This window comes from Myceligenerans pegani (assembly GCF_014892515.1).
GTDB lineage: Bacteria > Actinomycetota > Actinomycetes > Actinomycetales > Cellulomonadaceae > Myceligenerans > Myceligenerans pegani.
Window position 1 is genome coordinate 179,605 of the sequence record NZ_JADBGR010000109.1, and the last position, 26,726, is coordinate 206,330.

The following is a 26,726-nucleotide window of genomic DNA, read 5'->3' on the forward strand; positions in this document are numbered from 1 at the left end:
CAAGCTCGGCGACCAATACTTGATCCATGACGGTCGTCAATGTCCAGGAAGCAAAGACTCATCTGTCCCGGCTGATCTCGCGCGCTCAGCACGGCGACGAGGTGACCATCGCGCGCGCCGGGAAACCCATGGTGCGTCTGACCCCTGTGGAACCCGTGGCCGAGCGCACGTTCGGCACCGTGCCGATCAATCTGCCGGACGACCTCTTCTTCCAGCCGCTCGATGAGGACGAACTGGCCGCATGGGAGTGACATACCTGCTGGACACGCATGCATTCGTCTGGCTTCTCAGTGCACCGGAGAGGTTCGACGCCGAGTTGCGTGCCAAGCTCGGATCCACGCAGAACCAGCTCCTCGTCTCGGCGGTCTCAGCCATGGAGATCGCCACCAAGGTCCGCCTTGGCAAGTTCGACGAGGCCAGGCCACTGGTCGACACCTGGGACCGGCGAGTCGAGGACATCGACGCAACGCCACTCGATCTGACGACGGCACACGCACTCCACGCCGGCTCCATGCCCTGGCAGCACCGTGATTCCTTCGATCGCCTGCTCGCGGCGCAGGCGATCGTCGAGAACGTCGTTCTGGTCACAGCCGATGCCGCGTTCACAGGACTCCCGGGCGTCCGCATCGCGTGGTGATTCCTTCGGGCACCGATCACAGCAAGCTCCAGTAGCGGCCGGGGGCCCCGTGACCGAGCCGAGGTCGCGGATTACGAATCACCGATCACGGGTGCAGCTTCGCGCCCTTGACCACCTTGTCGACGACGCGGCGTTCGCCGGCCACCGCGACGCCGACCAGATCGAGCTTCTCGGTGGCGACCGCCGCGACCGCCGCGCGGTTGTCGACGTCGTTGCCCGTCGCGAACAGGTCCGCGGTGTAGACGCCGATGCTCAGCCCGCGGGACTCCGCGCGGGCGCGGATCGTGGCGAGGCGATCGCCGTCGGCCACCATGACCATGACGGGGGTGCCGAGCATGGGCAGGTACTCGCGACCGTCGGCGTCACGGTACGTGTCGCCGACGAGTTCGGGGTACGCCGCCGTCACGGCGCTGGCCAGGAAGGCGGTGACGTTGTTCTCCTGCCAGCCGAGCAGGTCGTCGCGCAGCACGATCACGATCTTGGCTTGTTCGAAGGTCATGGCACCCAGGCTGCAGCCGGGCGGCGGCGCGGATCTTGTACGTTCTTGACATGGCTCACGACATCGTGCGCGCCTGGCGCCCCGGGGTTCCCGGTGTCGCCGAGGTGCTGCACGCCGCCTGGCGCGAGCACTCCTACCCGGCCCACACGCACGACACCTGGACCGTGCTGATCGTGGACGACGGCCTGATCGGCTACGGCCTGGACGGACGCGAGCACGCGGCGCAGGACGTGGGCGTCACGGTGCTGCCGCCCGGCGTCGTGCACGACGGGCGGTCCGTGAGCGCGGCAGGCTTCCGCAAGCGGGTCGTCTACCTGGAGGAGGGCGCGCTCGACGGCCGTCTGGTCGGTCATGCGGTCGACGCGCCGCTCGTCGTGGACGACTCGCTCCGAGCCCGCTTCGCCGGCCTCGACCGCGCGCTCACCCTGCGCGAGGACGTCGCCGCCGAGAGCCTGCTCGCCCTCGTCACGGAAGGCCTGGCCTGGCACCTCTCGGGCCGGCCCGCCCCGCCGCGCGAGCCGCCGCCCGCCTCGACCGCCCGGAACGCCCGCGATCTGCTCGACGCCGACCCCACGCGGCCGATCCGGCTCGCCGAGATCGCCGACCGGATCGGCGTCACCGTCCCCCATCTGGTGCGGGCATTCACCCGGGAGTTCGGCCTCCCGCCGCACCGCTACCTGGTGGGCCGCCGGCTGGACCTGGCGCGACGCCGGTTGCTCGCGGGGGAGCCCGCCGCCGACGTCGCGGCCGCCACCGGGTTCCACGACCAGGCCCACCTGGCCCGCCACTTCCGCCGGCTCCTCCGCACGACGCCGGGGCGGTACCAACGCGGCGGAGGGGCCACGTAGCGATCCATGGACTTGGCGCGCCGAACAAGACCTGACGACGACACCGGCGAATTCACCCGCGCCCAGCCCGGAATCGGCCATATCTGCCGGCTGACGGCGTCTACGATCCTGCCCGGGGCGTTGCCCGACGTATCAGAACTATCCGGAACAGGTCACCATGACTGCCATCAGCGCGAAGCAGACGACTCCATTCTTCGATCCGTGGGCGTACGTGCGTGACGCCGAGGCCCTGCGGAACGCCTCTCGGTCCGCCGACGTGCCGACGACCCTGAAGACCCTCGAGGCGATCGAGGACCAGGAGGAGCTCGGCGCCGCCCTGTGGACGGTCGCGGGCGAGACCCTCGACCCGGACGAGAACGGACTCACGGGCGCGATCCGCGACGCCCAGGACGGTTCTCCCCTCGCCGCCACCCTGCTGGCCAGCCGCTACGTCGTGCTGGGCTGGGAGATCCGCTCCCACGCGCGTGCCGAACACGTCACCGCTCGTCAGTTCGAGCAGTTCCACGCCTTGCTGCGGCAGGCCGAGCGCGTGCTGTTCGACGTCTGCTGCGAGTTCCCGGAGTACGTGCCCGCCTGGGAGACCCGCATCACCTCGGCACGCGGCCTCCAGCTCGGCGCGAGCGAGACGCGCCGCCGCTACGACCAGCTCGCGGCCATCGCGCCGCACCACAGCCGGGCGCAGAAGGCGTTCCTCCAGCAGATCCTGCCGAAGTGGAGCGGGAGCTGGGAGGAGTCCTCCGAGTTCGTCAGCGCGTGCACCCGCGACGCCCCGCCCGCGAGCCTGAGCCACCTGCTGATCGTGGATCTGACGATCGAGCGCCACTGGGACGGCGACAAGCAGGCGCCCGCCCAGCAGGTCGATGCAGTCCGAGAGGCTGCCCGGCAGTCGGTCAGGCATCCGGAGCACGTCGCCGGTCACGGAACGGCACAGGCTCACGCGGATCTCGCACACTTCTTCTCGCTCGCCGGACTGCCCGCGGAGGCCAAGCCCCACTACGACTGGCTCGGCGACCGCCCGGCGAAGGGCACCACGTTCTACAACGGCGCCCCGGAGGCCACGTACCGCAAGCTGCGCGCCAGGGCGGACAAGGCCGCGGCCAAGGGCGGGCTGTCGTGACGACCGCGCCCCTCACCGCCGCGTTCCCCGGCATCCAGCGTGTCGAGGCCGACGGCGTACCGGTCCTCATCGCCCCCCGCGAGGGCAACACGACCGGCGGAATCATCTTCCGCGTCGGCTCAGCCGACGAGACGCTCGCAACGTCCGGCATCACCCACCTCGTGGAGCACCTCGCGCTCCAGAGCCAGGTTCTCAGTGATGCGCACGTCAACGGGCAGACGCGTCCCGACGTGACCGTGTTCCACGCCACGGGCAGCGAGGACGAGGTGGTCCGCTACCTCAATGACGTCTGCTCCGCGCTGCGTGACGGGCTTCCCCTGGATCGGCTCGAGACCGAGATGGAGATCCTCCGCTCCGAGGCGAGCCTGAGGAACCCCGGGTACGTCGGCCGTATGCACCTGGAGCGACATGGCGCGCAGGGTTACGGCGTGCGCGCGCTCGGCGAGCGCGGTCTCGACCGCCTCACCGCACGCGAGGTCGAGACGTGGGCCACGACGCGGTTCACCCGCCAGAACGCCATCGCCTGGTTCAGCTCGGACACCGTTCCGAGCGCGCTGGACCTCCGCCTGCCAGAAGGTAGCCGGATGCCGCTCCCGCCGGTCACGAAGGTGCTGAGTGGGACGCCGGCATTTCTCACCGGGCTGCGGGACGGCATCGCGGTCGACGCCATCGTCCGCCGCACCGGCATCGAGTCCGTCGTCACGGGTGTCATCGAACAGGCCCTGCACCGCGACCTGCGCCGCGACACCGACATCGCAAGCCAGATCCACGCTGAACACGAGCGCCTCGATGACGACCACGTCCGCGTCACCATCACGGTCCACGCGGCCGAGGGCAGGCACGAGGCAACGGCCGGCGGCCTGACCGACGTCCTGGGACGTCTCCGGTTCCACGTGTCCGACGACGATCTGGCCGCGGCCCGGGCACTCCGTCTCGAAGAGCTGGCCGAATGGGCCGCGGCCCCCGAGGCAGCCGTGCTGCCGTCGATCGCGCATCAGACGCTGACCGGGAGACTCGTCGAGGAACCGGCCGAGGTTCGAGCGCGGATCGAGGCGGCCACCGCCGACAGCGTGCGCGAGCTGATCGCCGCCATCTGGTCCGAGGCCCTCTGGTTCGGCCCGCGAGAACTGCGTTCGATCGGCGCCACGCCGGCACCCGAGCATTCGCTGACACGAGTGAACGGCACCGCCTGTCCGCGCCTGGACGACCCGTCGGTCTCGCTCGTGATCGGGGACGACGGCGTCAGCCTCGTCGCCGGCGACGCCGCCGTCACAGTCCTGTTCTCCGAGGTCGCGCTTCTTGAAACGGTGCCCGATGGCGCCCGCGCGCTGACCGGCCACGACGGGTTCCGGGTTGAACTCGAGCCCACGCTGTACCAGGGCCTCGGCCCGGACCTGATCGCGCGCATCGACACGAAGGTCCCCCAGGACGTCGTCGTCCACCTGCCTGCCCGCGAAGCGGACGAGATTCCCGTGCCGCGGGATCCCGGGCCGGCGAACCGAGCGGGACGGTCGGACCTGAGACGGCGGGCCCGCAAGGTGGTGGCGACGATCGTGCTGGTCCCCGTGACACTGATCGCCATCATGGTGGTCGGCATCGGGATCGGTGCGGGGATCGAGAAACTCACCGGGACGTCGGTCCCTGTCGGGGTGGGCCTCGCGCCCCTGGCCGTGTTGGCCGCGATGTCCATCGTCCGTTCGCGCCATGGCAAGGAGAAGAACCAGTGACCGCCCTGACCCATGAAGGTGTGCGCCTCCTGCGCGCGACTCGGCCCGGCCGGACCGCGGCGGGCCTGGTCTTCCGTGTCGGCTCCGCGGATGAGACGCTCCCGACCAGCGGCATCACTGCCCTGATCGTGGCGATGGCGATGCGCGCGGCGGAGCGCCCGGGGCTCGACCTTTCCGGCGGGGTCGGGCCGACCACGACCCAGATCCAGGTGTCCGGCAGCGACGAGCGCGTCACCGCGGCGCTGCGTGACGTCTCACGAGCGCTTGCCGACCTGCCGCTGCGCTTCCGCGAGGCCGAGACGTTCGCTCTCAACGATTCGTTCAGCGTGAACGACGTCGCGACGCTCCGGTTCGGCACGCAGAACTACGGCCTGGACGGCTTCCTGCTCGGCGCGCGGGCCGTCTCCGACGAGCAGCTCCGCGCCTGGGCGGGCCGGCACTTCGCCGCTGGGAACGCCGTGGCATGGGTTGTCGCCGAACACGAGCTGGACGTCGATCTGCCGCTGCCCTCGGGTGCGCCGGGCGATGTGGTCGGCGCGCCGCCGCCGGTTCCGGAGGCGGCGATCCCGTTTCCCGCCGAAGCCGTGGTGGGTGGCCGGGAAGCCGCCTGGGACGTCGTCGTGCCCGACGGTCCTGCCACCGACGTACTGGCGGAGGTCGCACGACGCGCCCTGTTCCAAGATGTGCGGCAGGAGTACGGCTGGTCCTACGACGTGTCGGCCGACATCCTGCGCCTCGACGGGGCCCACGCCGTCCTGCGCGTCTCGGCGAACCTCCGCCGGGAGACGGCGTCGGCCGCCACCGGCGAGTTTCTGGACACGCTGGGACGGCTACGGTTCCGGGTGACCGACGCCGAGGTCGACTCGGCCCGGACGCACCTGCTGGCGCCGTTCGACGAACCCCACCTGGACGCCCAGTGGATCGTTCACGACGCCATCCTGACGGCGCTCGGGCGCCCCGTGCCGACGCCGGGCGAGCGCCGTGCCGCTCTCGAGCGCGTCACGGCGGACGACGTCGTCGCCGTCGCGCGCGCCGCGTGGGAGACCGCACTGATCGTGACGCCAGTCGCCGGCGGCTGGATCGGGACAGAAGAGGCACAGGCCGGTGCCGGGGATCCCGTCGAGGGCACGACCCACAAGCGCCTCGACGCCGACATCGACGTCGTGATCGGCGACGACGGCGTCACGCTTCGCGACGGCTGGACCTGGCGCACGGTCCGGTTCGACGACACGGCGGCACTCCTCATGTACCCCGACGGCGGGCGACTCCTGGTGGGGAAGAGCGGCGCACGCATCCCGATCGAGCCGGTGCTGCACGACGACCTCAAGCCCGACGCCGTCGAGCAGCGGGTCACGTCGCGGGTGCCAGAGAAGGCCCGCGTCGTCCTGCCGGAGCGTGAAGCTCCGGAACCTCCTGGCTACAAGGAGATGACACAGGCCGGCAGCGCCCGCACGGAGCGGGAGCTCGCGCAGGCCAAGAAGTCGGTCACGGGCATCACCAGCGAGAGCCATGGCCGGGCGGGGCCTCTGGCCTTCCTCCGGGACATCGGTGAACTTGTCGCCGCGCTCGCCCAGGGAGCGGGCGTCTTCGGGGCGATCGGCGCAGCGATCGTCGGCGGGCTCGGGGCGGTGGTCGGGGTGATCGTCACGGTGGTCATGGCGATCGCCTCATTGCGCGGCAGCACGGACTGGTCCCACACGGGTATGGCGGCGCTCGTCACCGTCGGCTGCGCGGCGATCGCCTGGCTCTGCTACCGAGTGATCGCACGGGAATCGCCCGGCGACGACAAGAGCTGATCGACAGGGAAGCCGTCGGTGACGTGGTCGGCGTCTCGCCATCGGTGGCGAGACGCCGACCGGCATCGCGATCGGAGGCCGAGCGATGGCTCAGGCCAGGGACACGCCTACGGTCCGCAGGGTAGCGACCGCTGCCGCCATCAGAGCGGTGATCTCGGATGTTCCCTCGGCGATGCGGGAGAATGGACGCTCGTGAGTGATCCCGGTTCGCCCAGCGAGATGACCCTGTTCGACGTCCCCGCAGGGAGCCGCCACCCCCGCACGAAGATCGTGCTGCTCACAGGCCCGTCGGGCTCCGGCAAGTCGTCCCTCACCCGTCGCCTGGGCATGCCCGTCGTCGAGCTCGACGACTTCTACCTCGACGCCGACCACCCGGGGTTGCCGCGCGCGTTCGGCATCGTCGACTGGGACGATCCGGCGTCCTGGGACGGGACCGCCGCCCTCGCCGCACTCCGCGAGATCGCCACCTCGGGGCGCGCGGAGCTCCCCGTCTACGACATCCCGACCTCGCGCCGCACCGGCACGCACGTCTTCGACGCCGGCGGCGCGCCGCTCGTCATCGCGGAGGGCATCTTCGCGGCGGAACTCGTCGCCGCGTGCCGGTCCGAGGGCATCCTCGCCGATGCGATCTGCCTGGCCAGGCCCCGCATCGTGACGTTCTGGTTCCGGCTGCTGCGTGATGTCGCGGAGTCCCGCAAGCCCTTGGGCACCCTGCTGCGCCGAGGAGTGGCGCTCTACCGTGACGAGCCCCGGCTCATCAGGCGCTGGACGGCGCTGGGCTGCCGCGCGGTCGGTCGTACGCGGGCCGAGCTGTCCCTGCGGAAGCTCGCGCGCGACATCCTCTGAGAGAAGTCATGTACGCGTAACACAGACGCCACATGCCTCTCATCAATCCACCTCACCCTGTGAAGAGGTCACGTGGGTGGCTGATGTCGGCGTGTGCCGGAACGGTGCCGCGGCGGCATCAGCCACCCACACGGCCTCCTAGAGACGGAGGTGATGTCTGTGATCCAGCGCAACGGATTGCGTGTGCTCTCGCTCTACGAGGGCTTCTTCAGTGGCGGTGCCCGGGTACTGCACTCCACGGTCGTGACCGGGCTGCACCAGAGCGGCCGGCAGCAGCACTCGGTACTGAGCCTGCACCACGAGGTCAAGCGGGAGTCGACGCTGCAACGCATGGAGGACGATCCGCGCTATCGCGCGCTTCGCGCCGCCGGCGTGCGCGTCACGTCGCTGGGCCGCAGCACGGAGGTGGAGCACGATCCCCGCGGGTTCACCGATGCGGAGATGACGGCGGCGGTCCGTCAGGCCAAGGCCGCGGACGTGATCCTGTCGCTCAAGGAGCAACCTCTGCGACTCGTGAACCAGCCGGCCTTCCCGCGCCGGCCCGTGGTCGCGTGCCTGCACCGGTCCGATCCGGAGCACCAGGGTCACGCGCTCGACGACCTGATCACCGCGGCGAACCTCGGGAAGCTCGCCGCGGTGGTGTGCTGCGCGGAGTCGACACGCGACGCGTACCGGGCGGCCGGCGTCCCCGGGGAACTGCTCCGCGTCGTGCCGAACGGGATCAACCTGGTCCGGTTCCGCCCGGTCCGCGGGTCCCGGCGTCTCGCGCTGCGGGGATCGCTCGGCGTCGCGCCCGACAGCACCGCCGTCGTGTACGCCGCCCGTTACGACGCGATGAAGAACCCGGAGCTGTTCCTGCGTTCCGCCCGCGAGTTCCTCGACCTGGACCCTTCCGGCCAGGTGCTGATGTGCGGTGCCGGGATGACGGGTTCCAACCCGGGGCTCGCCGACGACCTCACGCGGATCTTCGGCGACCGGCCCGACCTGCTCGGCCGGCTGCAGCTGCTCGGCGTCCGGCACGACATGGAGCTCCTGTACGCGGCGGCGGACGTGGTCGCCCTGACCTCCGCGTTCGGCGAGGCCGCTCCGCTGTGCCTCATCGAGGGCGCGATGTGCGGGGCGGTCCCGGTGACGACGCCGGTCGGGGACGCGCCGTCGATCGTGGCCGGGATCGGGTACGTCACCTCGTACGAGCCCGCCGACATCGCGGCGACCTGGATCGAGGCGGCGGCCCGCCGGGAATCGCTGCGGGCCGCGCGCGACGCCGTCCGTCCGCGCTTCAGCCACGTACGCATGATCGCGGGCTACACCCAGGTCATCGAACGCGCCCGGAAGGAGGCCGGCCGCCGCCTGACGCGCATCTGATCCCCGACCGCCGCCCGGCACCCACGCCGAGACCGCCCCGGCAGGCCCGCCTAGGTCTGCCGGGGCGAGGGGTCGGCCATCGCGCGGCTCCGCGCCGCCAGGTTGCGGTTTTGCACAGGTGCGGCACGCCCGCGACCGCCGTCGTTCACCGTGCGGCAGGATGAGCACATGTCCGACGGCCCTGTCACGCTCAGCCGCGTCGCCCGCGAAGCGGGCGTGTCGCTGGCCACCGCCTCCCGCGCGATCAACGGGAGCGCCACCCGCACCGTCCGCCCCGAGCTGCGCGACCGCGTCATGGCGGCCGCCCGGCGTCTCGGCTACGTCCCGGACCCGAGCGCCCAGGCCATGGCCCGCGGCCGCACCGCCGCGCTCGGCCTCGTGGTGCACGACATCGCCGACCCCTACTTCTCCGCGATCGCCTCCGGCGTCACCCGCGCCGCCGAGGCCGAGGGCCTGATCGTCACCCTCGCGTCGACGCAGTTGCGCCCGGAGCGGGAGCGAGCGTTCGTCGAGCTGGTGCGCCGTCAGCGTGGCCGTGCCGTGATCCTCGCGGGAAGCCGCATGGTGTCCGACGACGGCGCGGGCGCACCCGCACCCGACACGGAGTCCGAACGAGTCGCCGGGCCGGCCGAGGCGCTCGTGGGGACAGCCGCGGGCCAGGACCTCGAGAGCATCCTGACCGCGTTCCGCGAGTCCGGCGGCGGGGTCGCCACCATCGGGCAGGCGATCGGGTCCCTCCCGGTCGTGGAGATCGACAACTCCGGCGGCGCCGCCGCGCTCGCCCGCGAGTTGCACGGGCTCGGGTACCAGCGGTTCGGGATCCTGTCCGGGCCGTCCGGCCTGCGCACGGCCGCGGACCGGACCTCGGGCTTCCGCGACGCGCTCGCCTCGCTGGGCAACGGGGTGCGCGACGACGACGTCGTCCCCGGCGAGTTCACGCGCGACGGCGGGTACGCCGCGATGACCGAGCTGATCGCCCGGTCCGGGCGGGCGCGCGCCGGAAGCGCCGCCGACGTCGCCGGGACGGACGCCCCTCGGGGCGACGACGCCGCCACCGATGACGGGACCGGTCAGGGCAGCCACCTCGCGGGTGCGGACCCGGACAACGCCTCCCTCCCCGAGGTCGTCTTCGCCGTCAACGACGTGATGGCCGTGGGCGCGATGGCCGCCGTGCGCGACGCCGGCCTGAGCGTGCCCGACGACGTCGCGGTCGCCGGCTTCGACGACATCCCGACCCTGCGGGACGTGACCCCGGCGCTGACCACGGTGCATATCGCTCTGGAACGGATCGGCGAGGCCGCGACCAAGCTGGCACTCGGGGAGCCGACCGGCCTGGAGGCCACGGCCGAGCCCGACCCCGACGCCACGGACGGCCTGGAGGCCACGGCCCCCGGCTCGGTCACGGTCCACGGCGAGGTCGTCCTCCGCGCCTCGACGCCGCGGCGCCCCGCCGACTGACTACCTCGACCGCCCCATCGCGCGGACGCCGGTCAACAGACGCCGGCGACCAACTGACGGCCGCCGGCCAGCTGACCGCCGTCTGCCGTCGAACCATGCGCTTCCCACATCGCCACCACCTTGCGCTAGGCTGAGGAAAGCGCATTCCAAGTAACGACGAAAGCACTGACGAAGGAGTCCCGCATGACACGCACCCTGCGCATCGCCATGAACGGCGTGACCGGCCGCATGGGCTACCGCCAGCACCTGCTGCGCTCGATCCTGCCGATCCGCGAGCAGGGTGGCGTCACCCTGGAGGACGGCTCGCGCGTGCAGGTCGAGCCCGTGCTGGTGGGCCGCAATGCCGAGAAGCTGGCCGACCTGGCCAAGCAGCACGACGTCGAGCACTGGACCACGGACCTCGACGGCGCCATCGCCGACGCCGACATCGTCTTCGACGCCGCGATGACGAACCTCCGCCCCGCGACCCTCACCAAGGCGATGCGACAGGGGAAGCACGTCTTCACCGAGAAGCCCACGGCGGAGACGCTGGACGAGGCGATCGAACTCGCCCGCCTGCGCGAGGAGACCGGCGTGACGGTCGGCGTCGTGCACGACAAGCTCTACCTGCCCGGCCTGGTCAAGCTCCGCCGTCTCGTGGACGAGGGCTTCTTCGGCCGCATCCTGTCGATGCGCGGCGAGTTCGGGTACTGGGTCTTCGAGGGCGACATCCAGCCGGCCCAGCGCCCGTCGTGGAACTACCGCCTGGCCGACGGCGGGTCCATGACCACCGACATGTACTGCCACTGGAACTACGTCATGGAGGGCATCGTCGGCCAGGTCAGGTCGGTCACCTCCAAGACCGCGACGCACATCCCCGCCCGCTGGGACGAGCAGGGCAAGGAGTACGAGGCCACCGCCGACGACGCCGCCTACGGCATCTTCGAGCTCCGCACCCCGGGCGGCGACGACGTGATCGCCCAGATCAACTCCTCGTGGGCGGTGCGCGTGTACCGCGACGAGCTGGTCGAGTTCCAGATCGACGGCACGCACGGCTCGGCCGTCGCGGGCCTGAACAAGTGCGTGGCGCAGCATCGTTCCCACACGCCCAAGCCGGTGTGGAACCCGGACCTGCCGGTCACGGAGTCGTTCCGCGACCAGTGGATGGAGGTGCCGGCCAACGCGGAGCTGGACAACGGCTTCAAGGCGCAGTGGGAGGAGTTCCTGCGCGACGCCGTCGCCGGGCGCCCGCACCGCTTCGACCTCCTGTCGGCGGCGCGCGGCGTGCAGCTCGCGGAGCTGGGCCTGAGGTCGTCGGCCGAGGGCCGCCGCATCGAGATCCCGGAGATCACGCTGTGAGCGCCAGGACGATCACGCTGCCCGTGTTCGACGACGCCGGGGCGCCGTCGGGCACCGAGAACCACGACCTGGGTGCCCCCGGGCCCTGGACCACCCCGGACACGCCTCTGACCAGCCGCGTCGCGTTCGCCGCCGCCCACGTGATCCCGCACGCCGGGGCCGGGAACGTGCCCGGCGAGCCGGCGTCGGTCGACTGGGACAGCACGCTCGCCTACCGCCACCGCATCTGGTCGTACGGCCTGGGCGTCGCCGACGCGATGGACACCGCCCAGCGGGGCATGGGCCTGGACTGGGCCGCGACGCAGGAGCTGGTGCGCCGGTCGGCGGCCGAGGCCGCGGCGTTCCGTTCGACGTCGGACGCCGGGCACCCCGCGCGCGTGGCGTGCGGCGCGGGGACCGACCAGCTCTCGCCCGCGGCCGTCGCGGCGCTGGAGCCGGGCGAGGCCGGGCTGGCCGCCGTCACGGGCGCGTACCGCGAGCAGGTGCACGTCGTGCAGGACGCGGGAGCGCAGGTCATCGTCATGGCGTCGCGCGCGCTGGCGCGGGTCGCACGCGGTCCGGAGGACTACGCACGCGTGTACGACGCCGTCCTGGCCGAGGCGGATCAGCCCGTCGTGCTGCACTGGCTCGGCACGATGTTCGACCCGGCGCTCGAGGGGTACTGGGGTTCGACGTCGGTCGCCGACGCCACGAACGTCTTCCTGGACGTCATCCGGGCGCACCAGGCGAAAGTCGACGGCGTGAAGGTGTCGCTGCTCGACGCCGCGCACGAGGTCGGGCTGCGGCGGGCACTGGCCGCGCTGGAGCCCGTGACGATGCCGGCCGGCTTCGGCGTCGCGGCCGCGGCCGACGCCGGCGTCGGCGGCGCCCGCCCGCGCCTGTACACGGGCGACGACTTCAACTACCCCGAGCTCATCGCCGGCGACGAGCAGGGCCACTCCGACGCCCTGCTCGGCATCTTCGCGGCGATCTATCCCGCGGCCTCCACGGCGCTCCAGGCGTTCGACGCCGCGGCCGCAGGGGACGCCGTCGCGGCGAAGCGGGGCCACGAGATCCTCGCCGCGACCGAGGCGCTCGGCCGCAAGATCTTCGAGGCGCCCACGTACTACTACAAGACGGGAATCGCGTTCCTGTCCTGGCTGAACGGCTTCCAGCCGGCGTTCTCGCTGGTGGGAGGCCTGCACTCCGGCCGGTCGGTGGCACACCTGGTGGAGTTGTTCCGGCTCGCGGACGGCTGCGGCATGCTCCTCGACCCGGAGCTCGCGGCGCGCCGGATGCGCGCGTTCCTCACGGTGAACGGGGTGGACGCATGAGCGCCGACAACACCGCGCCCGGAAAGGCCGGGAGCACGCCCGCTGCGCCGTCGTCGTCCAGCTTCCCGACGGGCCTGCGGCGGGCCTCGCTGAACACCGCGACCGTCAAGCACGCCACGCTCGCGGAGGCGTGCGAGGTCGCGGCCGCGGCCGGCTTCGGCGCGGTCGGGCCGTGGCGGGATCGCGTCCAGGAGGTGGGCGCCGCCGAGGCGGCGAGGATCGTCGCGGACGCCGGCCTCGTGGCGTCGTCGCTGTGCCGGGGCGGCTTCCTCACCGCACGGGACGACGCCGGGATCGCCGCCGCGCTGGACGACAACAAGCGGGCCTTCGAGGAGGCCGCGACGATCGGGGCGCCGGAGCTGATCTTCGTGGTCGGCGGGTTGCCCGCGATGTCGGCCTCCGGGGCCGGGCCGCGCCCGGACGCCGGGCCGGCGGACCGGGACCTGGTCGCGACCCGGGCACGCGTCGCGGACCGGATCGCGGACCTGGTGCCGGTCGCCCGCGAGCACGGCGTGCGGATCGTGCTCGAGCCGCTGCATCCGATCTTCGCGGCGGACCGGGCCGTGATCTCCACGCTCGGGCAGGCGCTCGACCTGGCGGAGCCGTTCGCGCCGGAGGAGGTCGGCGTCGTCGTCGACACCTACCACGTGTGGTGGGACCCGGAGTTGCGGGAGCAGATCGAGCGGGCGGGGCGCGCGCGGCGGATCGCGTCGTACCAGGTGTGCGACTGGATCCTGCCGCTGGCCGCGGAGCCGCTCAACTCGCGCGGGCACGTGGGGGACGGCTACATCGACTTCGCGACCATCTCCGGGTGGGTGCGTGACGCGGGCTATGCGGGCTACATCGAGACCGAGATCTTCAACGAGGAGATCTGGGCGGCCCCGCCCGCGGAGACGGCGTCGACGGTGCTGTCTCGCTACGCCGACCACGTGGCCCCGCACCTCTGACCGTCCGGTGCGGTCGTGTCCGGTTCGTCCTATGGATAGCGTGAACCCGACGAAGGAGAGGACATCCCGATGACCCGCCTGCCCGCGCCCGACGTCACCGCACGCGAGTTCTGGACCTCCGAGCGGATGGCGACGGCGCTCGTCCCCGCGGTCGGGAAGGCCGAGCATGCCCTCGGCACGCCCTGGCCCGAGGCCCGGGCGTCGCAGTTCGCCCGGTTCTGGCGAGACGGCGATCGCAAGGAGTACGAGGGTGGCGTCATCGCACGCCAGCGGCGGCTCACCTACGCGGCGGTCGCGGCGCTGCACACCGGCGAGGAACGTTTCCTCGACGAGGTGGTCGACGGCGTGATCCTGCTGTGCGAGCAGTCCACCTGGTGCTGGGCGGCCCACGACCACACGAACACCCGCAACGGCTACGTCGTCGCGGACGTCACGGATCCGTGCCTGGATCTCGGCGCGGGCGAGGTCGCCGCGCAGCTCGCCTGGGTGGACCACCTGCTGGGGCCCGCGATCGACGACCGGGCCCCCGGCGTGCGCGCCCGCATCCGGTACGAGGCGCAGCGCCGGGTCCTGCGGCCGTTCACCGACCGCCGCGACTGGTGGTGGCTCGGCATCGAGCGACCGCCGATGAACTGGACGGTCTGGATCCAGGGCAACGTGCTCGCAGCCGCACTCGCGCTGGAGGACGACACCGCCCGGCGCCGCCACATCATCCAGCTCGTCGCCGAGGGGGTGGGCCGCTACTGGGACTCGCTCCCGCCCGACGGCGGCGTCGACGAGGGGTACCACTACTGGTGGCAGGGCGCGGCCCGCGCCCTGGAGGCCGAGGACCTGCTCGGCTGGGCCCGCGAGCAGGGCCGCGCACCCGTGGCTGACGCCCCCGCGGGCGACGCCGAGCCGGCCGGCATCGCCTCCGCCGGCGCAACACCCGGCGCGACGAGCCGTCCCGGCCACGGGCCGCCGTCGGACAGCGACCGCCTCACTGTCGCCGAGCGCCGCGCCGAGACGATCCGGCAGGTCGTCGCCTTCCCGCACCGGATGCACCTGGGCGGCGACTGGTACGTCGGGGTCGCCGACAGCCCGGCGCGACCGATCTGGGCCTGGCCGTGGAACCTGGTGCACTCGTGGGCGCGACGCGTCGGCGACGAGGACGCCGCCCGGCACGCGGCGTCGTACCGCGGGCGCCCCGAGATCCTGTGGGACGAGCGCGTCACGCTCTCCCGGGCGGTGCTCATGCTGTCCGACGACGAGTGGGCCGTCCTCCCGTCCGGTACCGCACCACCCCTGGTGGGCGAGGTCCGGCTGCCGGAGACGCAGGTGGCGCTCGCGCGGTCCCGGCCGGGCTCGGCCGAGGGCGTCGCCGTGTTCGTCAAGGGCGGGCACAACGGGGAGAACCACAACCACAACGACGTCGGGGAGGTGCTGGTCGCCCTCGACGGCATGCCCGTGGTGGTCGACGCCGGGAAGCCGACCTACCGCGCCGGCACGTTCGGCGAGGGGCGCTACGAGCAGTGGCCGATGCGCTCGGCGTGGCACAACGTCCCGTTGATCCGCGGCAGGGAACAGTCGCCGGGCCCGGAGTTCGCGGCCCGGTCGATGACCGTCGCCGCGCCGGGCGCCGACGCGGCATGGACCGCGCGGCTCGACCTCGCGGGTGCGTACGGCGCCCGCGGCTCCTCCTGGTGGCGCGAGGTCACGCTTGATCGCGCCGCGGAATCGGTGACGGTCCGTGACGACTGGTCGTTCGCCGACGACGAGGATGACGGCCCGACGGCGTTGCACTGGCTGCTCGCCGGAGATGTCGAGCTCGACGCGGGGGCGGGTTGCGCCACCGTGCGGCACGCCGCCGGCAGGCCCGACGCCGAGGTCCGCACGCTGCGGATCAGCTGGGACCAGGAAGCGGTCGACGCCGGGCTCGAGGCCAAGGAGATCGACGACGACGAACTGGGCGCGGTGTGGGGCGATCACCTCACGCGGCTCTCGCTGACGGTCCGCAAGGAGATGCCGGTCGGGACGCTCGAGGTTCGCTTCGACGCGGCCTGATGGTCCAGCGCCGTTCCGGCGGCTCGATCCGGCCCTGCCCGGCTTGGCCCCGCCCGGCTCGGGTCGGGTCGGGTCGGGTGAGCTTCACCCGCTGCGAACCGGGGGAAAAGTCGGGAAATCCCGTAGGATCGCCGACGTGATCCGACTGTGATCCGGCAAGGGGCGGTGCGGCTCCTCGGGCTCGCCATCCTCGCGGCGGGCCTCGTCGGCGCGGCCGGAACCGGCGCGGCCGCGCGCGAGGAGGACGCCGAGTTCGGCGTCACCGCGGAGGGCGCCTCGTTCGACAGATGGAGCGTCTCCGGCGGCGCGAGCCTCGAGTACACGGTCCGTCCGCTCGACGGCGACAACGCTTCCTATGTCCGGCGGTACCTCAGCAACTCCGAGCGCCACTCCGGCTGGGCCGCCTTCCACGAGGCGCCCGACCGGTACCCGGACGGCTACTGCGTCAGCTGGGTTCGCCTCGACCGCTACGAGTGGGGCGAGTGGATGGACGGCCCGGCCTGCACCGAGCCGGAGGAACCCGCACCGACGGAGGCCGAGGAGCCTCCCGGCGAGTCGGGCGGCGGATCGGGGGGCGAACCGACGACGCGGCCCGAGCCGACGCGAGAGCCGGCGCCCCCGAGGGGAACGCCGGAGACGCCGCAGCCCGAGCCCACGCGGTCCGCGCCCGAGCCGACGCCGGACCCTACTCCCTCCGCGCCGAGCCCGAGCCCCAGCCCGAGCCCGTCGGCCGAGCCCAGCCCCGTCGTGTCCACGGAGCGGAACGACCCGGCGAGCTCGATCGTCAGGTCGTTCGGCCGGCCCGCCTCCGCTGACGACGAGACGGGACCGCTCCAGCAGTCCGACGTCGTCTGGATGTGGGTGATCCTCGGCGGCATCGGCGCGGCGGCGGGCGGTGCCCTGCTGATGATGTTCCGCCGCCCCCTCTGACACGCCGACCGCGTGAGGGAGGGCGGCCACCGCGAGACTGGGATCATGAACGTCTCCGGACTGCTGCTCACACCCGGGGCCGGGGCCTCGCGCGATCACCACACCCTGGTCGCGGTGGAGGACGCCCTGGCCGCGCTCGATCCGCCCCTGCCCGTGCGGCGCGCCGACTTCCCGTACCGGATCGCCGGCAAGCGAATGCCGGACCGGGTGCCGGTCGCGGTGGCGCACCTCGTCCAGGAGGCGGAGGCCTTCGCGAAGGAGATCGGCACGACGACGGACCGCCTCCTCCTGGGCGGGCGGTCGTACGGCGGCCGCATGTGCTCGATGGCGGTCGCCGAGGGCCTGCCCGCGGCCGGACTCGTGCTGCTGAGCTACCCGCTGCATCCGCCCGGCAGGCCGGAACGCCTCCGGGTGGACCACTTCGGCGACCTCGACGTGCCGGCACTCTTCGTGTCCGGCGACAAGGACCCGTTCGGCACGCCGGAGGAGCTGGCGGAGCGCACCGCCGCGATCCCGGGGAGCGTCACCCACGTGACGCTCCTCGGCGCACACGACCTCCGCGGCAAGGACCCGGAGGTCGCCCGCGCGGTCGCGGACTGGACCGCAACCCTCCGGTAGGTGGTGCGGTCGGCTACGCCTCGTAGGTGCGCAGGTGTGTGCTGGCGCGGACGGTCGCGCGCAGGTCCCGCGGCGTTGCCGGGCCGCCGTCGTGGGCCGTCAGGGCTCCGGCCGCGCGGGCCTGGACCAGGACGTTCCCCAGCGCCGTCCCCTCGACCGGGCCGGCGAGCACCGGCAGGCCCGCGGCCTCGGCCGTGAGGCGGTTCAGCAGGTCGTTCTGCGACCCGCCGCCGACGACGTGGATCGCCCCGACGCGCACTCCGGCCAGCTCTCCTGCCTGCCGCACGACCTGGGCGTACGCCGCCGCCAGGCTGTCGAGGACCACCCGGACCGTCGCCGAGCGGGTCTCCGGGACCGCCTCCACGCCCGAGCCTGCGGCTGACGATCGGCCCCGGTCCCCCGACGGCGCCCCGGCCCCAGGCTGCGCCGCAGTCTCCGGCCCACGATCACCGCGCGCCGCTCCCGCACGACCGCCGCCGTCCCGCACCGCTCCCGTCACCGGCCCCGCGGCGGACATCCGCCGCCCGATCGCCGCGCGGACCCGGTCGGCCATGCCGCCCGGCGCGAGGAACTCCTCGCCGTCGACCTCGATGAGGCAGCGGCCGCCCGGCTCGCGCGCGGCGTCCTCCAGGAGAGCTGGCAGGTCGACGGGTTCGCCGTCGGCCTCCGACCACTCCCGCACGCACTCGTTGAGGATCCACAGCCCCATGACGTTGCGCAGGTACCGCACGGTGCCGTCGATGCCGAGCTCGTTGGTGAAGTTCGCCTCGCGGCTGGCGTCGCCGAGCACCGGCCTGTCCAGCTCGAGCCCGACCAACGACCATGTCCCGGAGGAGATGTAGGCCGCCGCTCCAGGAACCATGTCGTTCGTTCCGTTCTGCGCCCCAGAACGGACGGAATCGCGTGGTTCGTCAGGAACCGCATGGTCGAGCGGCGCCGCGGCGACCGCGGACGCCGTGTCGTGGGAGGCAACGGCGAACACCGGCACCTCGCCCAGGCCCGTCGCCTCGCGGATGCCCGGAAGCAGGTGTCCGACGGCGGTCCCCGGCTCGACCAGTTCCGGAAGGCGCGCCCGGAGGTCGCCGAGTTCCGGGAACTCCTCCGCGAGCCGTGCGATGTGCGCGTCGGACCAGGTGCGGGTCCGGGCGTCGAGCAGGCCGGTGGTGGACGCGTTCGTCACCTCGGCCACGCGGCGGCCGGTGAGCCGGTAGGTGATCAGGTCGGGGACCAGGAGCACCTGCGCGGCGCGGGACCACTCGGTCTTGCCGGCTCCTGCCGCGCTCGCCACGAACTGGAACACCGACGTGAAGGGCAGGTCCTGCAACCCGTTGACCGCGTAGTGCTCGGCGAAGGGGATCCGCGCGTACACGCGCTCGCGCGCGGCGTCGGTCCGCGAATCGCGATAGCACCAGGGCCGGGCGAGCAGCGCGCCGTCGTCGTCCAGGAAGCCGTGGTCGACGGCCCACGAGTCGACGCCGATCCCCCGCACCTCGAGCCCTCGCCGCGCGGCGACGGACCCGGCTTCGCGCAGCCCGGCCACGATCCCGTCCCAGAGTGCCTCGACGTCCCAGCGCAACCCGCCGTCGTGCACCGCCGGACCGTTCGGAAACCGCCCGCACTCGACCAGCTCGACCCGCGCCGGCCCGTCCTCCACTGCCCGCGCGGCGTCGTCCGCCGACGCCTCGTCTCCTCGCCTCGCCGCTCCGCCCGCACCGTGGCCGAGGACGACGTCCGGGTCGCCATCCGTCGCGCCCGAGTGCAGGACCCCCAGCATGACGCGGCCCGACGTCGCACCCAGATCGACGGCGATGAACGCGGCACCGGCCGCCGACGCGGCCCGGGCCTCGTCGGACACGGCGGCATCGGGCCCGGCCGCGTCGCGCCTCTCCGTACCAGGCACGGCTGCGTCGCGCCCGTCCGTATCGGGCCCGGCTGCGTCGAGGCCTGCCTCGGACTCGCGACCGCTCATCGGAGGAACGCCGCCGCCACGCCGGAGTCGACCGGGACGTGGAGGCCCGTGGTGAGGGGCAGGTCCGGGCCGGTCAGCGCGAACACCGCGGCGGCCACGTGCTCGGGCAGCACCTCGCGCTTGAGCAGGGTGCGCTGGGCGTAGAACTGCCCCAGCTCCTCCTCCGGCACGCCGTAGACCGCCGCCCGCTTGGCGCCCCAGCCCCCGGCGAAGATCCCGGACCCGCGGACCACCCCGTCGGGGTTGATCCCGTTGACGCGGATGCCGTGCTCGCCGAGTTCGGCCGCGAGGAGCCGCACCTGGTGCGCCTGGTCGGCCTTGGCCGCGGAGTAGGCCACGTTGTTCGGGCCCGCGAACAACGAGTTCTTCGACGCGATGTAGACGATGTCGCCGCCCATGCCCTGCGCGATCATCGCCCGGGCGGCCTCGCGGGCGACGAGGAACGAGCCGCGCGCCATGACGTCGTGCTGCAGGTCCCAGTCCTGCTCCGTGGTCTCCAGCAGCGGCTTGCTGATCGACAGGCCGGCGTTGTTCACCACGAGGTCCACGCCGCCGAACGCCAGCGCGGCGGCGTCCACGGCGGCGGCGACGTCGTCGGCGGAGGTCACGTTCGCGGCGACGCCGACGGCGACGTCGGGCCCGCCGAGCTCGGTCGCGACCTCGGCGGACTTCGCCGCATCGAGGTCGGCCACGACGACGCACGCGCCCTCGGCTGCGAGCCGCCGCGCGGTGGCCAGCCCGATGCCGGACGCGCCGCCGGTCACCAGCGCAACCCGCGTGGCCAGGGGCTTCGGCGTGGGCATGCGCCGGAGCTTGGCCTCCTCCAGGGCCCAGTACTCGATGCGGAACTTCTCCGACTCGTCGATCGGCGCGTAGGTGGAGATCGCCTCGGCTCCGCGCATCACGTTGATCGCGTTCACGTAGAACTCGCCGGCCACCCGGGCGGTCTGCTTGTTCCGCCCGAACGAGAACATGCCGACGCCCGGCACCAGCACGATCAGCGGATCCGCGCCGCGCATGGCGGGCGGCTCCTCGCCGCGTTCCCGTGCGGCGGCCGCGCCACGCTCGTAGTAGGCGGCGTAGTCCTCGCGGTACTCGGCGTGCAGCTCACGCAGGCGCGCGACGACGTCGTCCACCGGCGCGTCCGCGGGCAGGTCCACCACGAGCGGCTTCACCTTGGTGCGCAGGAAGTGGTCGGGGCAGGAGGTCCCCAGGTCCGCCAGCACGGCGAGCTTCCCGCGGGACAGGAAGTCGAGCACGACGTCGGAGTCGGTGAAGTGTCCCACCTGCGGGGCATCCGTCGAGGCCAGGCCACGGATCACGGGCGCGAGCGCGGCCGCCTTGGCGCGACGCTCGTCGTCGGGCAGCGGTTCGAAGCCCGGGCGGACGGGGCCGAACGGGTGCTCCCCGCGCTCGGCGAGGTCGGCGGTGCGCGCGGCGATGAACTCCTCCGCCTTGCGGATGATGGTCAGCGAGCGCTCCTCGCACTCCTCGGACGTGTCGCCCCAGGCGGTGATGCCGTGGCCGCCGAGGACGCAACCGATGGCCTGCGGATTCTTCGCCTTGATCGCCGCGATGTCGAGGCCGAGCTGGAAGCCTGGGCGACGCCACGGGACCCAGACGACCTCGTCGCCGAAGATCTCGGCGGTGAGGGCCTCGCCGCCGGCCGCGGCGGCGACGGCGATCCCGGAGTCGGGGTGCAGGTGGTCGACGTGGGCGGCGTCGACGAGGCCGTGCATGGCCGTGTCGATGGACGGCGCGGCGCCGCCCTTGCCGTGGAGGCAGTAGTCGAAGGCGGCGACCATCTCGTCCTCGCGGTCGACGCCGGGATAGGTGTCGACCAAGGCGCGCATGCGGTCGAGGCGGAGGACCGCGAGGCCCTGAGGCCGCAACGTGCCGAGGTCGCCGCCGGAGCCCTTGACCCACAGGAGTTCGACGTCGTCGCCGGTCACAGGGTCGGTGGCGGTGCCCTTGGCCGAGGTGTTGCCGCCGGCGAAGTTGGTGACGCGCGGGTCGGAGCCGAGTCGGTTCGACCGCGCGACGAGCGCGTCGACGGCCGGGTTGGTCTCAGGGGTGGTCATCTGCTGCTCCTAGCTGTCCTGCGGGGCTGTGCCGCGGGGTGGGTCATGTCGGGTGGCCGGTCCGACGACGGATGGTCGGTCGGATGTCGGATGATCGGCCGCTCGGGGGACCGATCATCCGACAACCAGCCGACCACGCGCCGTCTGCGGTCGGCCGCGGGCCGGCCTACGCGCCCCAGCCTGCCTGGGCGCCGCCGATCCGCTCGGCCGCGATCTTCTCGGCGTAGCCCGAGGCCGCGTACGCCGCCATGGGGTCCGGGGCGAGGCCCTGTTCCTCGCGGAGCTCCGCCAGGAGCGGGCGCGTGTCGGTGTTGTAGGCGTCCATGAGGACGCCGTTCGCGCCGAGCACGTCTCCGGCCTGCTGGGCGGCGGCGAGCGCGTCGGCGTCGACCAGCAGCGCCTTGGCCGTGGCCTCCTGCACGTTCATCACGGACCGGATCTGGCCGGGGATCTTCGGCTCGATGTTGTGGCACTGGTCGAGCATGAAGTTGACGCCGGAGTCGGGGGCGAGCGCGCCCGCCTGGACGATCTCGTGCATGATCCGGAAGAGCTGGAACGGGTCGGCGGCGCCGACCATGAGGTCGTCGTCGGCGTAGAAGCGGCTGTTGAAGTCGAAGGCGCCGAGGCGGCCCTGCCGCAGGAGCTGGGCGACGATGAACTCGATGTTCGTGCCGGGGGCGTGGTGGCCCGTGTCCAGGACGACGTTCGCACGCTCGCCCAGGGCCATGCAGTGCAGCAGGGACGTGCCCCAGTCGGGGACGTCCGTGGAGTAGAAGGCGGGTTCGAAGAACTTGTACTCCAGCACCATGCGCTGGTCGTCGTCGAGGGCGGCGTAGATCTCGGCGAGCGACTCGGCCAGGCGGTCCTGGCGGGCGCGGATCGAGTCCTGGCCGGGGTAGTTGAGGCCGTCGGCGAGCCAGACCTTGAGATCCGCGGACCTGGTGGCGCGCATGACGTCGATGCACTGCTTGTGGTGGTCGACGGCCTTGCGCCGGACCCTCGCGTCCGGGTGCGTGAGCGACCCGAGCATGTAGTCGTCGTCCTGGAAGACGTTCGAGTTGATCATGCCGATGGTGACGCCGAGGTCGGCGGCGTGCCGCGACAGATCGGAGAAGTCGTCCACCAGATCCCACGGGATGTGCAGGCTGACCCGCGGCGCGACGCCGGTGTACTGGTGCACCTGGGCGGCGTCGGCGAGCTTCTCGTAGGGGTCGCGCGGGACGCCCGGCTGGCCGAACACCTTGAACCGGGTCCCCGAGTTCCCGAAGGCCCACGACGGGAGCTCGATGGTGTGGTCTCGGAGTGCCGCCTTGGCTGATTCGGGCGTCATCGGCACGGCTCCCTTCCGGCGCATCGTCGCGCGCAGCGTGTGGCGCCTCGAAGGACGCCTTGAAACGATTCAAGGGGAGCGTATCCCTCGCCCGTGGGCGCGGTCAAGGCGACGGGCCGCGAACCGGGCAAGCGATTTCCGCTCCGGGTGCCCCCGGTCGTGGTCGTGCGCGACCCTCGTCACCCGGGCATGGTCCCGGTGCCGATCGTGCCCGACCCGCAGCACCCGGGCGGGGGAGCCACCCCGCCTCCCGGCCGCGGGCAGGTCCGACCCCGGCCGCGGGCAGGCCTGACCCCGGACGCGGGCAGGCCACGGCCCTCGGACGCGGACCGGCGCCGCCATCCACAGGATGACGGCGCCGGCCACGCCTCGGCAGCGGCGATGCCGCGCGCTGCCGCCTCTCTCTGCCGTCCGGTGAGCTGCCGTCCGGTGAGCTACTGCCCGGTGAACCGGAACGTCGAGCCCGGTTCCGTCTCGATGTCCCCCTCGGCGGAGTTCCTGACGGTCACGCCCGACAGGATGGCGTTCCCGCGGGCCCCGCCCATCGCGAGGATCCCGGACCCGTTGTTGGACCTGTCGATCCGGACGTTGGTGATCCGCACGTCGGGCATGTTCCCGCCGCCGTTCTTGAACTGGATCCCGTCGTACGTCGAGTCCACGATCTCGGTGTCACGAATCGTGACGCCGACGATGTCGTGGGTCTGCGGGAACAGCGTGATCGCGCCGAACTCCTGGTCCTCGTTCCAGAACGCCCCGCCGGTGCGGTACAACCCGTTGCCGGCGACGAGCGTGGTCCCCGAGAACGGCAGCGGACTGTGATCGGTCGCCAGCATGATCCCGGGGTAGTTCATGGTGTCGTAGATCAGGTTGTTCTCGATGGTGTTGTCGTAGCCGCCGTAGATGGCGATGCCGTTGGCGCGCCACGGGAGCTGGACGGTGTTGTTGCGGAACGTGTTGTCGTGCGCGATGTCGACCGACGTGTCCTTCACGTACGGGTTGGCCCACACCGCGAGGGCGTCGTCGCCGGTGTTGCGGAACGTGGAGTTGACCACCGACGAGTTGCGGGTGCCGTTGGAGAAGTTGATGCCGTCCGCGTAGGTGTTGCGGATGCGCATCCCGGAGAACTGGAGCCCGTCGGCCGGACCCCAGAGCTCGGGCTTGTTGGAGTAGTCGCGGCCCACCCACACGCCGACGTTCGCGTGCTCGATCCACACGTTGCTGATCCTGGTGCCCTCGCCGAACCGCCCGTTCAGGCCGACGCCGCCCTCGTCGTTGCCGTCACCGCCACGGATGCGGCCGGACCCGAAGATCGCGATGTCGGAGATCTGGACCCCCGCGTCGATGTCGAACCCGAAGTTGCCCTCGTGCGGATGGTTGATGCCATCGGCGTCCTGGGGCTCGATCAGGCTGTAGAGCTGCGAGTGCCACATACCCGCGCCGCGGATCGTCACGTCGCGGATGCCCACCTGGTTGTAGCCGTTACGGCCGGGGTCCTCCGTGAGGATCTTGCGCTCCTGGCGCCACCGGCCGGCCGGGATCCACACGCAGTCGATCTCGCCCTCCTGGTCCGCCGTCACGGCGGCCTGGATGGCGTCGGTGTCCTCGATCCCGTCGTCCGGCACGGCGCCGTACTCGGTGATCGAGGTGCACTGCGCGGGCTTGGGCCGCGGCGGCGCGACCTGCTCGAGCTCGATCAGGTCGAGGATGTAGAACTGTGCGTCGTCGTCCGCGTCCCGCTGGAGGCGGAACACCGTGCCCGCGGGGAAGTCCCGGCCCAGGAGCGCGTGCGACTCGTCGAACAGCCGGCGCGCGTCCCCGCCCGGGGTGTTGGTGAGCCCTTCGGGCGCGTCCGTCGTCCCGTACAGCCACGAGTGCCTCGACGAGAACGTCAGCTTCTGCACGAACTCGCCGTCCGCGTAGAGGCTGATGGTCTTGTCCTGGCCGCCGCCGCCCGGCGCGTCCGGGATGGAGTTGCGGACGACGATCGAGTTCGTCGGGGTGGTGGAGGTGAACTCGACGTACTGGCCCGTGCCCGTGAGGCGCACGGACTCGCGGCCGGAGGACTCGGTCGCGAAGTTGGTGTGCCCGAAGGTGCGCAGCGGATCGGTCTGGAGCAGTTCGCCGGTGTACTCGCCGTCCTCGGCCTCGTAGGTCGTGTACGGGACGGCGGCGCCGCGCCCGACGGTGACGGTGAGCGTGCCCGTGTTGTTGCCCTCGTCCGTCTCGTCGACGACGTCGGTCGCGTCGGCCGTGGCGGTCGCGGTGACCCCGCCGTCGGTGGCGGTCCACGAGTCGTCGGGCGTCACGGTGACCGTCTCCCCGGCCCCGACCGCCGGGGTGGTGCCGTCGAGCGTGCTGGAGCCTACGACGACACGGGTCACGGATCCGGCCGCCACCGGCTCGTTGCCACGGTTGCGCACCTTGACCGCGAAGGTCACGTCGTCCCCGGCGGCGGGGGCAGACGGGTTCGCGGACACGGAGACGACCTCGAGGTCGGGCCCGGGGGCCTCGTCGATCACGAGCTTCTCCGGCGACGTGAGCGCGTTGTTCGTCTCGTCGTGCTCGGTCACCAGGTCTTCGGGGTCGACGACGGCGCCGACCGTGTGCTCACCCGCGGGATGCGTCCCGACGGGGATCTCCACCCGCGTGCTCGCGCCGGGGTCCAGCGCCGCGAGGTCCGCGGATCCGGCGGCGCTCCCGCCGACCGTGGCGTCGACCACGGTGGCCTCGGACGCGCGGTCGCCGGTGTTCTCGACCGTGGCGGTGAGCGTGACGGGAGTCGTCGCGTCGGGCGACGCCGGGGCCGCGGTCACCTCTGTGACCGTCAGGTCGGGGTTCGGCTCCAGCTCGCCGTAGACCTCGAGCTCGGCCACCTGCCCGTTGCCCGCGCCGGTGTTGCCTGTGAAACGCAGGCGCAGGTCGGTGACGGTCCCGCTCACCGCGACGTCCACGAGGTTGCCGCTCCCCGAGGCGAAGGCGTGCCCGGCGGACGGTACGAGTTCCTGCCACGAGGCGGTGCCCGAACGTCCCCAGATCGAGAACGTCTGGGTACGCGGGCCCCACACCGGGTCGGGGTCGAGGCGCAGACGCACGCTGCTGAGCGTCGTCGGCGCGGCCAGCGAGACGTCGAGCGTGGACGGGTACTGCCCGCCCGCGCCCTCCCAGTAGGTCCCGACCTGCCCGTCCACCGCGTTCGACGCGACGTAGGTCCATTGCGTCGACGACGCCGTCACCGGGCGACCCTCCGCGCGGTTGGGTCCGGTCGGCTCGGTGGGCGGGTCCGTGGGGTCGTCGCCCGTGGGGGTGCCCCACACCTCCAGCTCGGAGACCTGGCCGTTGCCCGCGCCGGTGTTGGCGCTGAAGGCCAGGCGGAGCTCGTCGACCTCCGCCGCGAGCGGGATCTCGACCCGGTTGCCGCTCGCGGGGTCGAAGCCGTAGGCCGCCGACGCCTCGAGCGTGCGGAACGACGACTCGCCGTCGGACCTGCCCAGCACGCTGAACGTCTGCGTGCGCGGCGACCAGATGTCGGGCGGCGGCAGCGTGACGACGACGCGCTCCACGGCGGCCTCCTGTCCGAGGTCGACGGTCAGGTGCGACGGGTACTGCCCGCCGGCACCCTCCCAGTAGGAGCCGGTGTTCCCGTCGTTCGCGTTGCTCGCGACGTAGTTCTGCGTGACGGACGACGCCGTGATCGGCTTGCCGAGCGCGAGATTGGTGGCGTCCGCGGCATGTGCGGCGGAGGCCACCCCGAGCGGCGCGACGAGCGCCACCGCGGCGCCCGCCACGACCGTGTGCTTCCAGGGGATTCTCATGAACGTCCTCGTTCTCCCGACTGCGCGGGCTCGTCGACCCGCGGGCAGCGCT

At 72.5% G+C, this 26,726-nt stretch carries 20 protein-coding genes; 15 read left to right on the forward strand and 5 right to left on the reverse strand.

The features are described from left to right. Positions 1-26: 26 nt before the first annotated feature. Positions 27-251 carry a type II toxin-antitoxin system Phd/YefM family antitoxin gene (locus IIE03_RS23775; protein ID WP_192865259.1) on the forward strand — a complete coding sequence of 75 codons (225 nt, stop codon included), beginning with the start codon at positions 27-29 and terminating at the stop codon, positions 249-251. Then, positions 242-637, forward strand: coding sequence for a type II toxin-antitoxin system VapC family toxin (locus tag IIE03_RS23780; protein ID WP_192865260.1), 396 nt, complete (start codon positions 242-244; stop codon positions 635-637). The genes IIE03_RS23775 and IIE03_RS23780 overlap by 10 nt, the downstream gene beginning before the upstream one ends. Positions 638-722: 85 nt before the next feature. On the opposite strand, the gene IIE03_RS23785 is transcribed toward IIE03_RS23780, so the two are convergent. Continuing rightward, the gene (locus tag IIE03_RS23785; protein ID WP_192865261.1) at positions 723-1,136 is read right to left on the reverse strand and encodes a DUF2000 domain-containing protein; all 414 of its coding nucleotides are present in this window, start codon (positions 1,134-1,136) and stop codon (positions 723-725) included. A gap of 50 nt (positions 1,137-1,186) precedes the next feature. Here IIE03_RS23785 and IIE03_RS23790 point away from each other — a divergent pair, with 50 nt between their 5' ends. The 13 genes from IIE03_RS23790 to IIE03_RS23850 all read left to right on the forward strand — a co-directional run bounded on the left by IIE03_RS23790 (position 1,187) and on the right by IIE03_RS23850 (position 17,482). Then, the gene (locus IIE03_RS23790; protein ID WP_192865262.1) at positions 1,187-1,984 is read left to right on the forward strand and encodes an AraC family transcriptional regulator; all 798 of its coding nucleotides are present in this window, start codon (positions 1,187-1,189) and stop codon (positions 1,982-1,984) included. 157 nt (positions 1,985-2,141) lie between these two features. After that, positions 2,142-3,101: a hypothetical protein gene (locus IIE03_RS23795; protein ID WP_192865263.1), complete on the forward strand. Its 960-nt coding sequence runs from the start codon at positions 2,142-2,144 to the stop codon at positions 3,099-3,101. Further along, positions 3,098-4,828 carry an insulinase family protein gene (locus IIE03_RS23800; protein WP_192865264.1) on the forward strand — a complete coding sequence of 577 codons (1,731 nt, stop codon included), beginning with the start codon at positions 3,098-3,100 and terminating at the stop codon, positions 4,826-4,828. The genes IIE03_RS23795 and IIE03_RS23800 overlap by 4 nt, the downstream gene beginning before the upstream one ends. Further along, positions 4,825-6,624 carry an insulinase family protein gene (locus IIE03_RS23805; RefSeq protein WP_192865265.1) on the forward strand — a complete coding sequence of 600 codons (1,800 nt, stop codon included), beginning with the start codon at positions 4,825-4,827 and terminating at the stop codon, positions 6,622-6,624. The genes IIE03_RS23800 and IIE03_RS23805 overlap by 4 nt, the downstream gene beginning before the upstream one ends. A gap of 192 nt (positions 6,625-6,816) precedes the next feature. Then, on the forward strand, positions 6,817-7,470 hold the full coding sequence (locus IIE03_RS23810; RefSeq protein ID WP_318843151.1) for a uridine kinase family protein: 654 nt from the start codon (positions 6,817-6,819) through the stop codon (positions 7,468-7,470). A 153-nt stretch (positions 7,471-7,623) separates the two neighbouring features. Next, complete coding sequence (locus IIE03_RS23815; RefSeq protein WP_192865266.1) at positions 7,624-8,835, forward strand: glycosyltransferase; 1,212 nt, start codon at positions 7,624-7,626, stop codon at positions 8,833-8,835. Positions 8,836-9,003: 168 nt separating this feature from the next. Then, positions 9,004-10,293: a LacI family DNA-binding transcriptional regulator gene (locus tag IIE03_RS23820; RefSeq protein ID WP_192865267.1), complete on the forward strand. Its 1,290-nt coding sequence runs from the start codon at positions 9,004-9,006 to the stop codon at positions 10,291-10,293. A gap of 183 nt (positions 10,294-10,476) precedes the next feature. Next, on the forward strand, positions 10,477-11,631 hold the full coding sequence (locus IIE03_RS23825; protein WP_192865268.1) for a Gfo/Idh/MocA family protein: 1,155 nt from the start codon (positions 10,477-10,479) through the stop codon (positions 11,629-11,631). Beyond that, positions 11,628-12,944 carry a dihydrodipicolinate synthase family protein gene (locus IIE03_RS23830; RefSeq protein WP_192865269.1) on the forward strand — a complete coding sequence of 439 codons (1,317 nt, stop codon included), beginning with the start codon at positions 11,628-11,630 and terminating at the stop codon, positions 12,942-12,944. The genes IIE03_RS23825 and IIE03_RS23830 overlap by 4 nt, the downstream gene beginning before the upstream one ends. Then, the gene (locus IIE03_RS23835; protein ID WP_192865270.1) at positions 12,941-13,891 is read left to right on the forward strand and encodes a sugar phosphate isomerase/epimerase family protein; all 951 of its coding nucleotides are present in this window, start codon (positions 12,941-12,943) and stop codon (positions 13,889-13,891) included. The genes IIE03_RS23830 and IIE03_RS23835 overlap by 4 nt, the downstream gene beginning before the upstream one ends. Before the next feature lie 69 nt (positions 13,892-13,960). Next, on the forward strand, positions 13,961-15,934 hold the full coding sequence (locus tag IIE03_RS23840) for a heparinase II/III domain-containing protein (RefSeq protein ID WP_192865271.1): 1,974 nt from the start codon (positions 13,961-13,963) through the stop codon (positions 15,932-15,934). Positions 15,935-16,081: 147 nt separating this feature from the next. Next, positions 16,082-16,864, forward strand: coding sequence for a hypothetical protein (locus IIE03_RS23845; protein WP_192865272.1), 783 nt, complete (start codon positions 16,082-16,084; stop codon positions 16,862-16,864). 45 nt (positions 16,865-16,909) lie between these two features. Then, positions 16,910-17,482, forward strand: coding sequence for an alpha/beta hydrolase family protein (locus IIE03_RS23850; protein ID WP_192865273.1), 573 nt, complete (start codon positions 16,910-16,912; stop codon positions 17,480-17,482). A 13-nt stretch (positions 17,483-17,495) separates the two neighbouring features. On the opposite strand, the gene IIE03_RS23855 is transcribed toward IIE03_RS23850, so the two are convergent. The 4 genes from IIE03_RS23855 to IIE03_RS23870 all read right to left on the reverse strand — a co-directional run bounded on the left by IIE03_RS23855 (position 17,496) and on the right by IIE03_RS23870 (position 26,674). Next, positions 17,496-19,451, reverse strand: coding sequence for a rhamnulokinase (locus tag IIE03_RS23855; RefSeq protein ID WP_225998241.1), 1,956 nt, complete (start codon positions 19,449-19,451; stop codon positions 17,496-17,498). Continuing rightward, the gene (locus IIE03_RS23860; protein ID WP_192865274.1) at positions 19,448-21,532 is read right to left on the reverse strand and encodes a bifunctional aldolase/short-chain dehydrogenase; all 2,085 of its coding nucleotides are present in this window, start codon (positions 21,530-21,532) and stop codon (positions 19,448-19,450) included. The genes IIE03_RS23855 and IIE03_RS23860 overlap by 4 nt, the downstream gene beginning before the upstream one ends. Before the next feature lie 166 nt (positions 21,533-21,698). Beyond that, positions 21,699-22,862 carry an L-rhamnose isomerase gene (gene rhaI / locus IIE03_RS23865; protein ID WP_192865275.1) on the reverse strand — a complete coding sequence of 388 codons (1,164 nt, stop codon included), beginning with the start codon at positions 22,860-22,862 and terminating at the stop codon, positions 21,699-21,701. 434 nt (positions 22,863-23,296) lie between these two features. Next, entirely contained in the window at positions 23,297-26,674 is a 3,378-nt protein-coding gene (locus IIE03_RS23870; protein WP_192865276.1) for a CARDB domain-containing protein, read from the reverse strand. Positions 26,675-26,726: the final 52 nt, after the last annotated feature.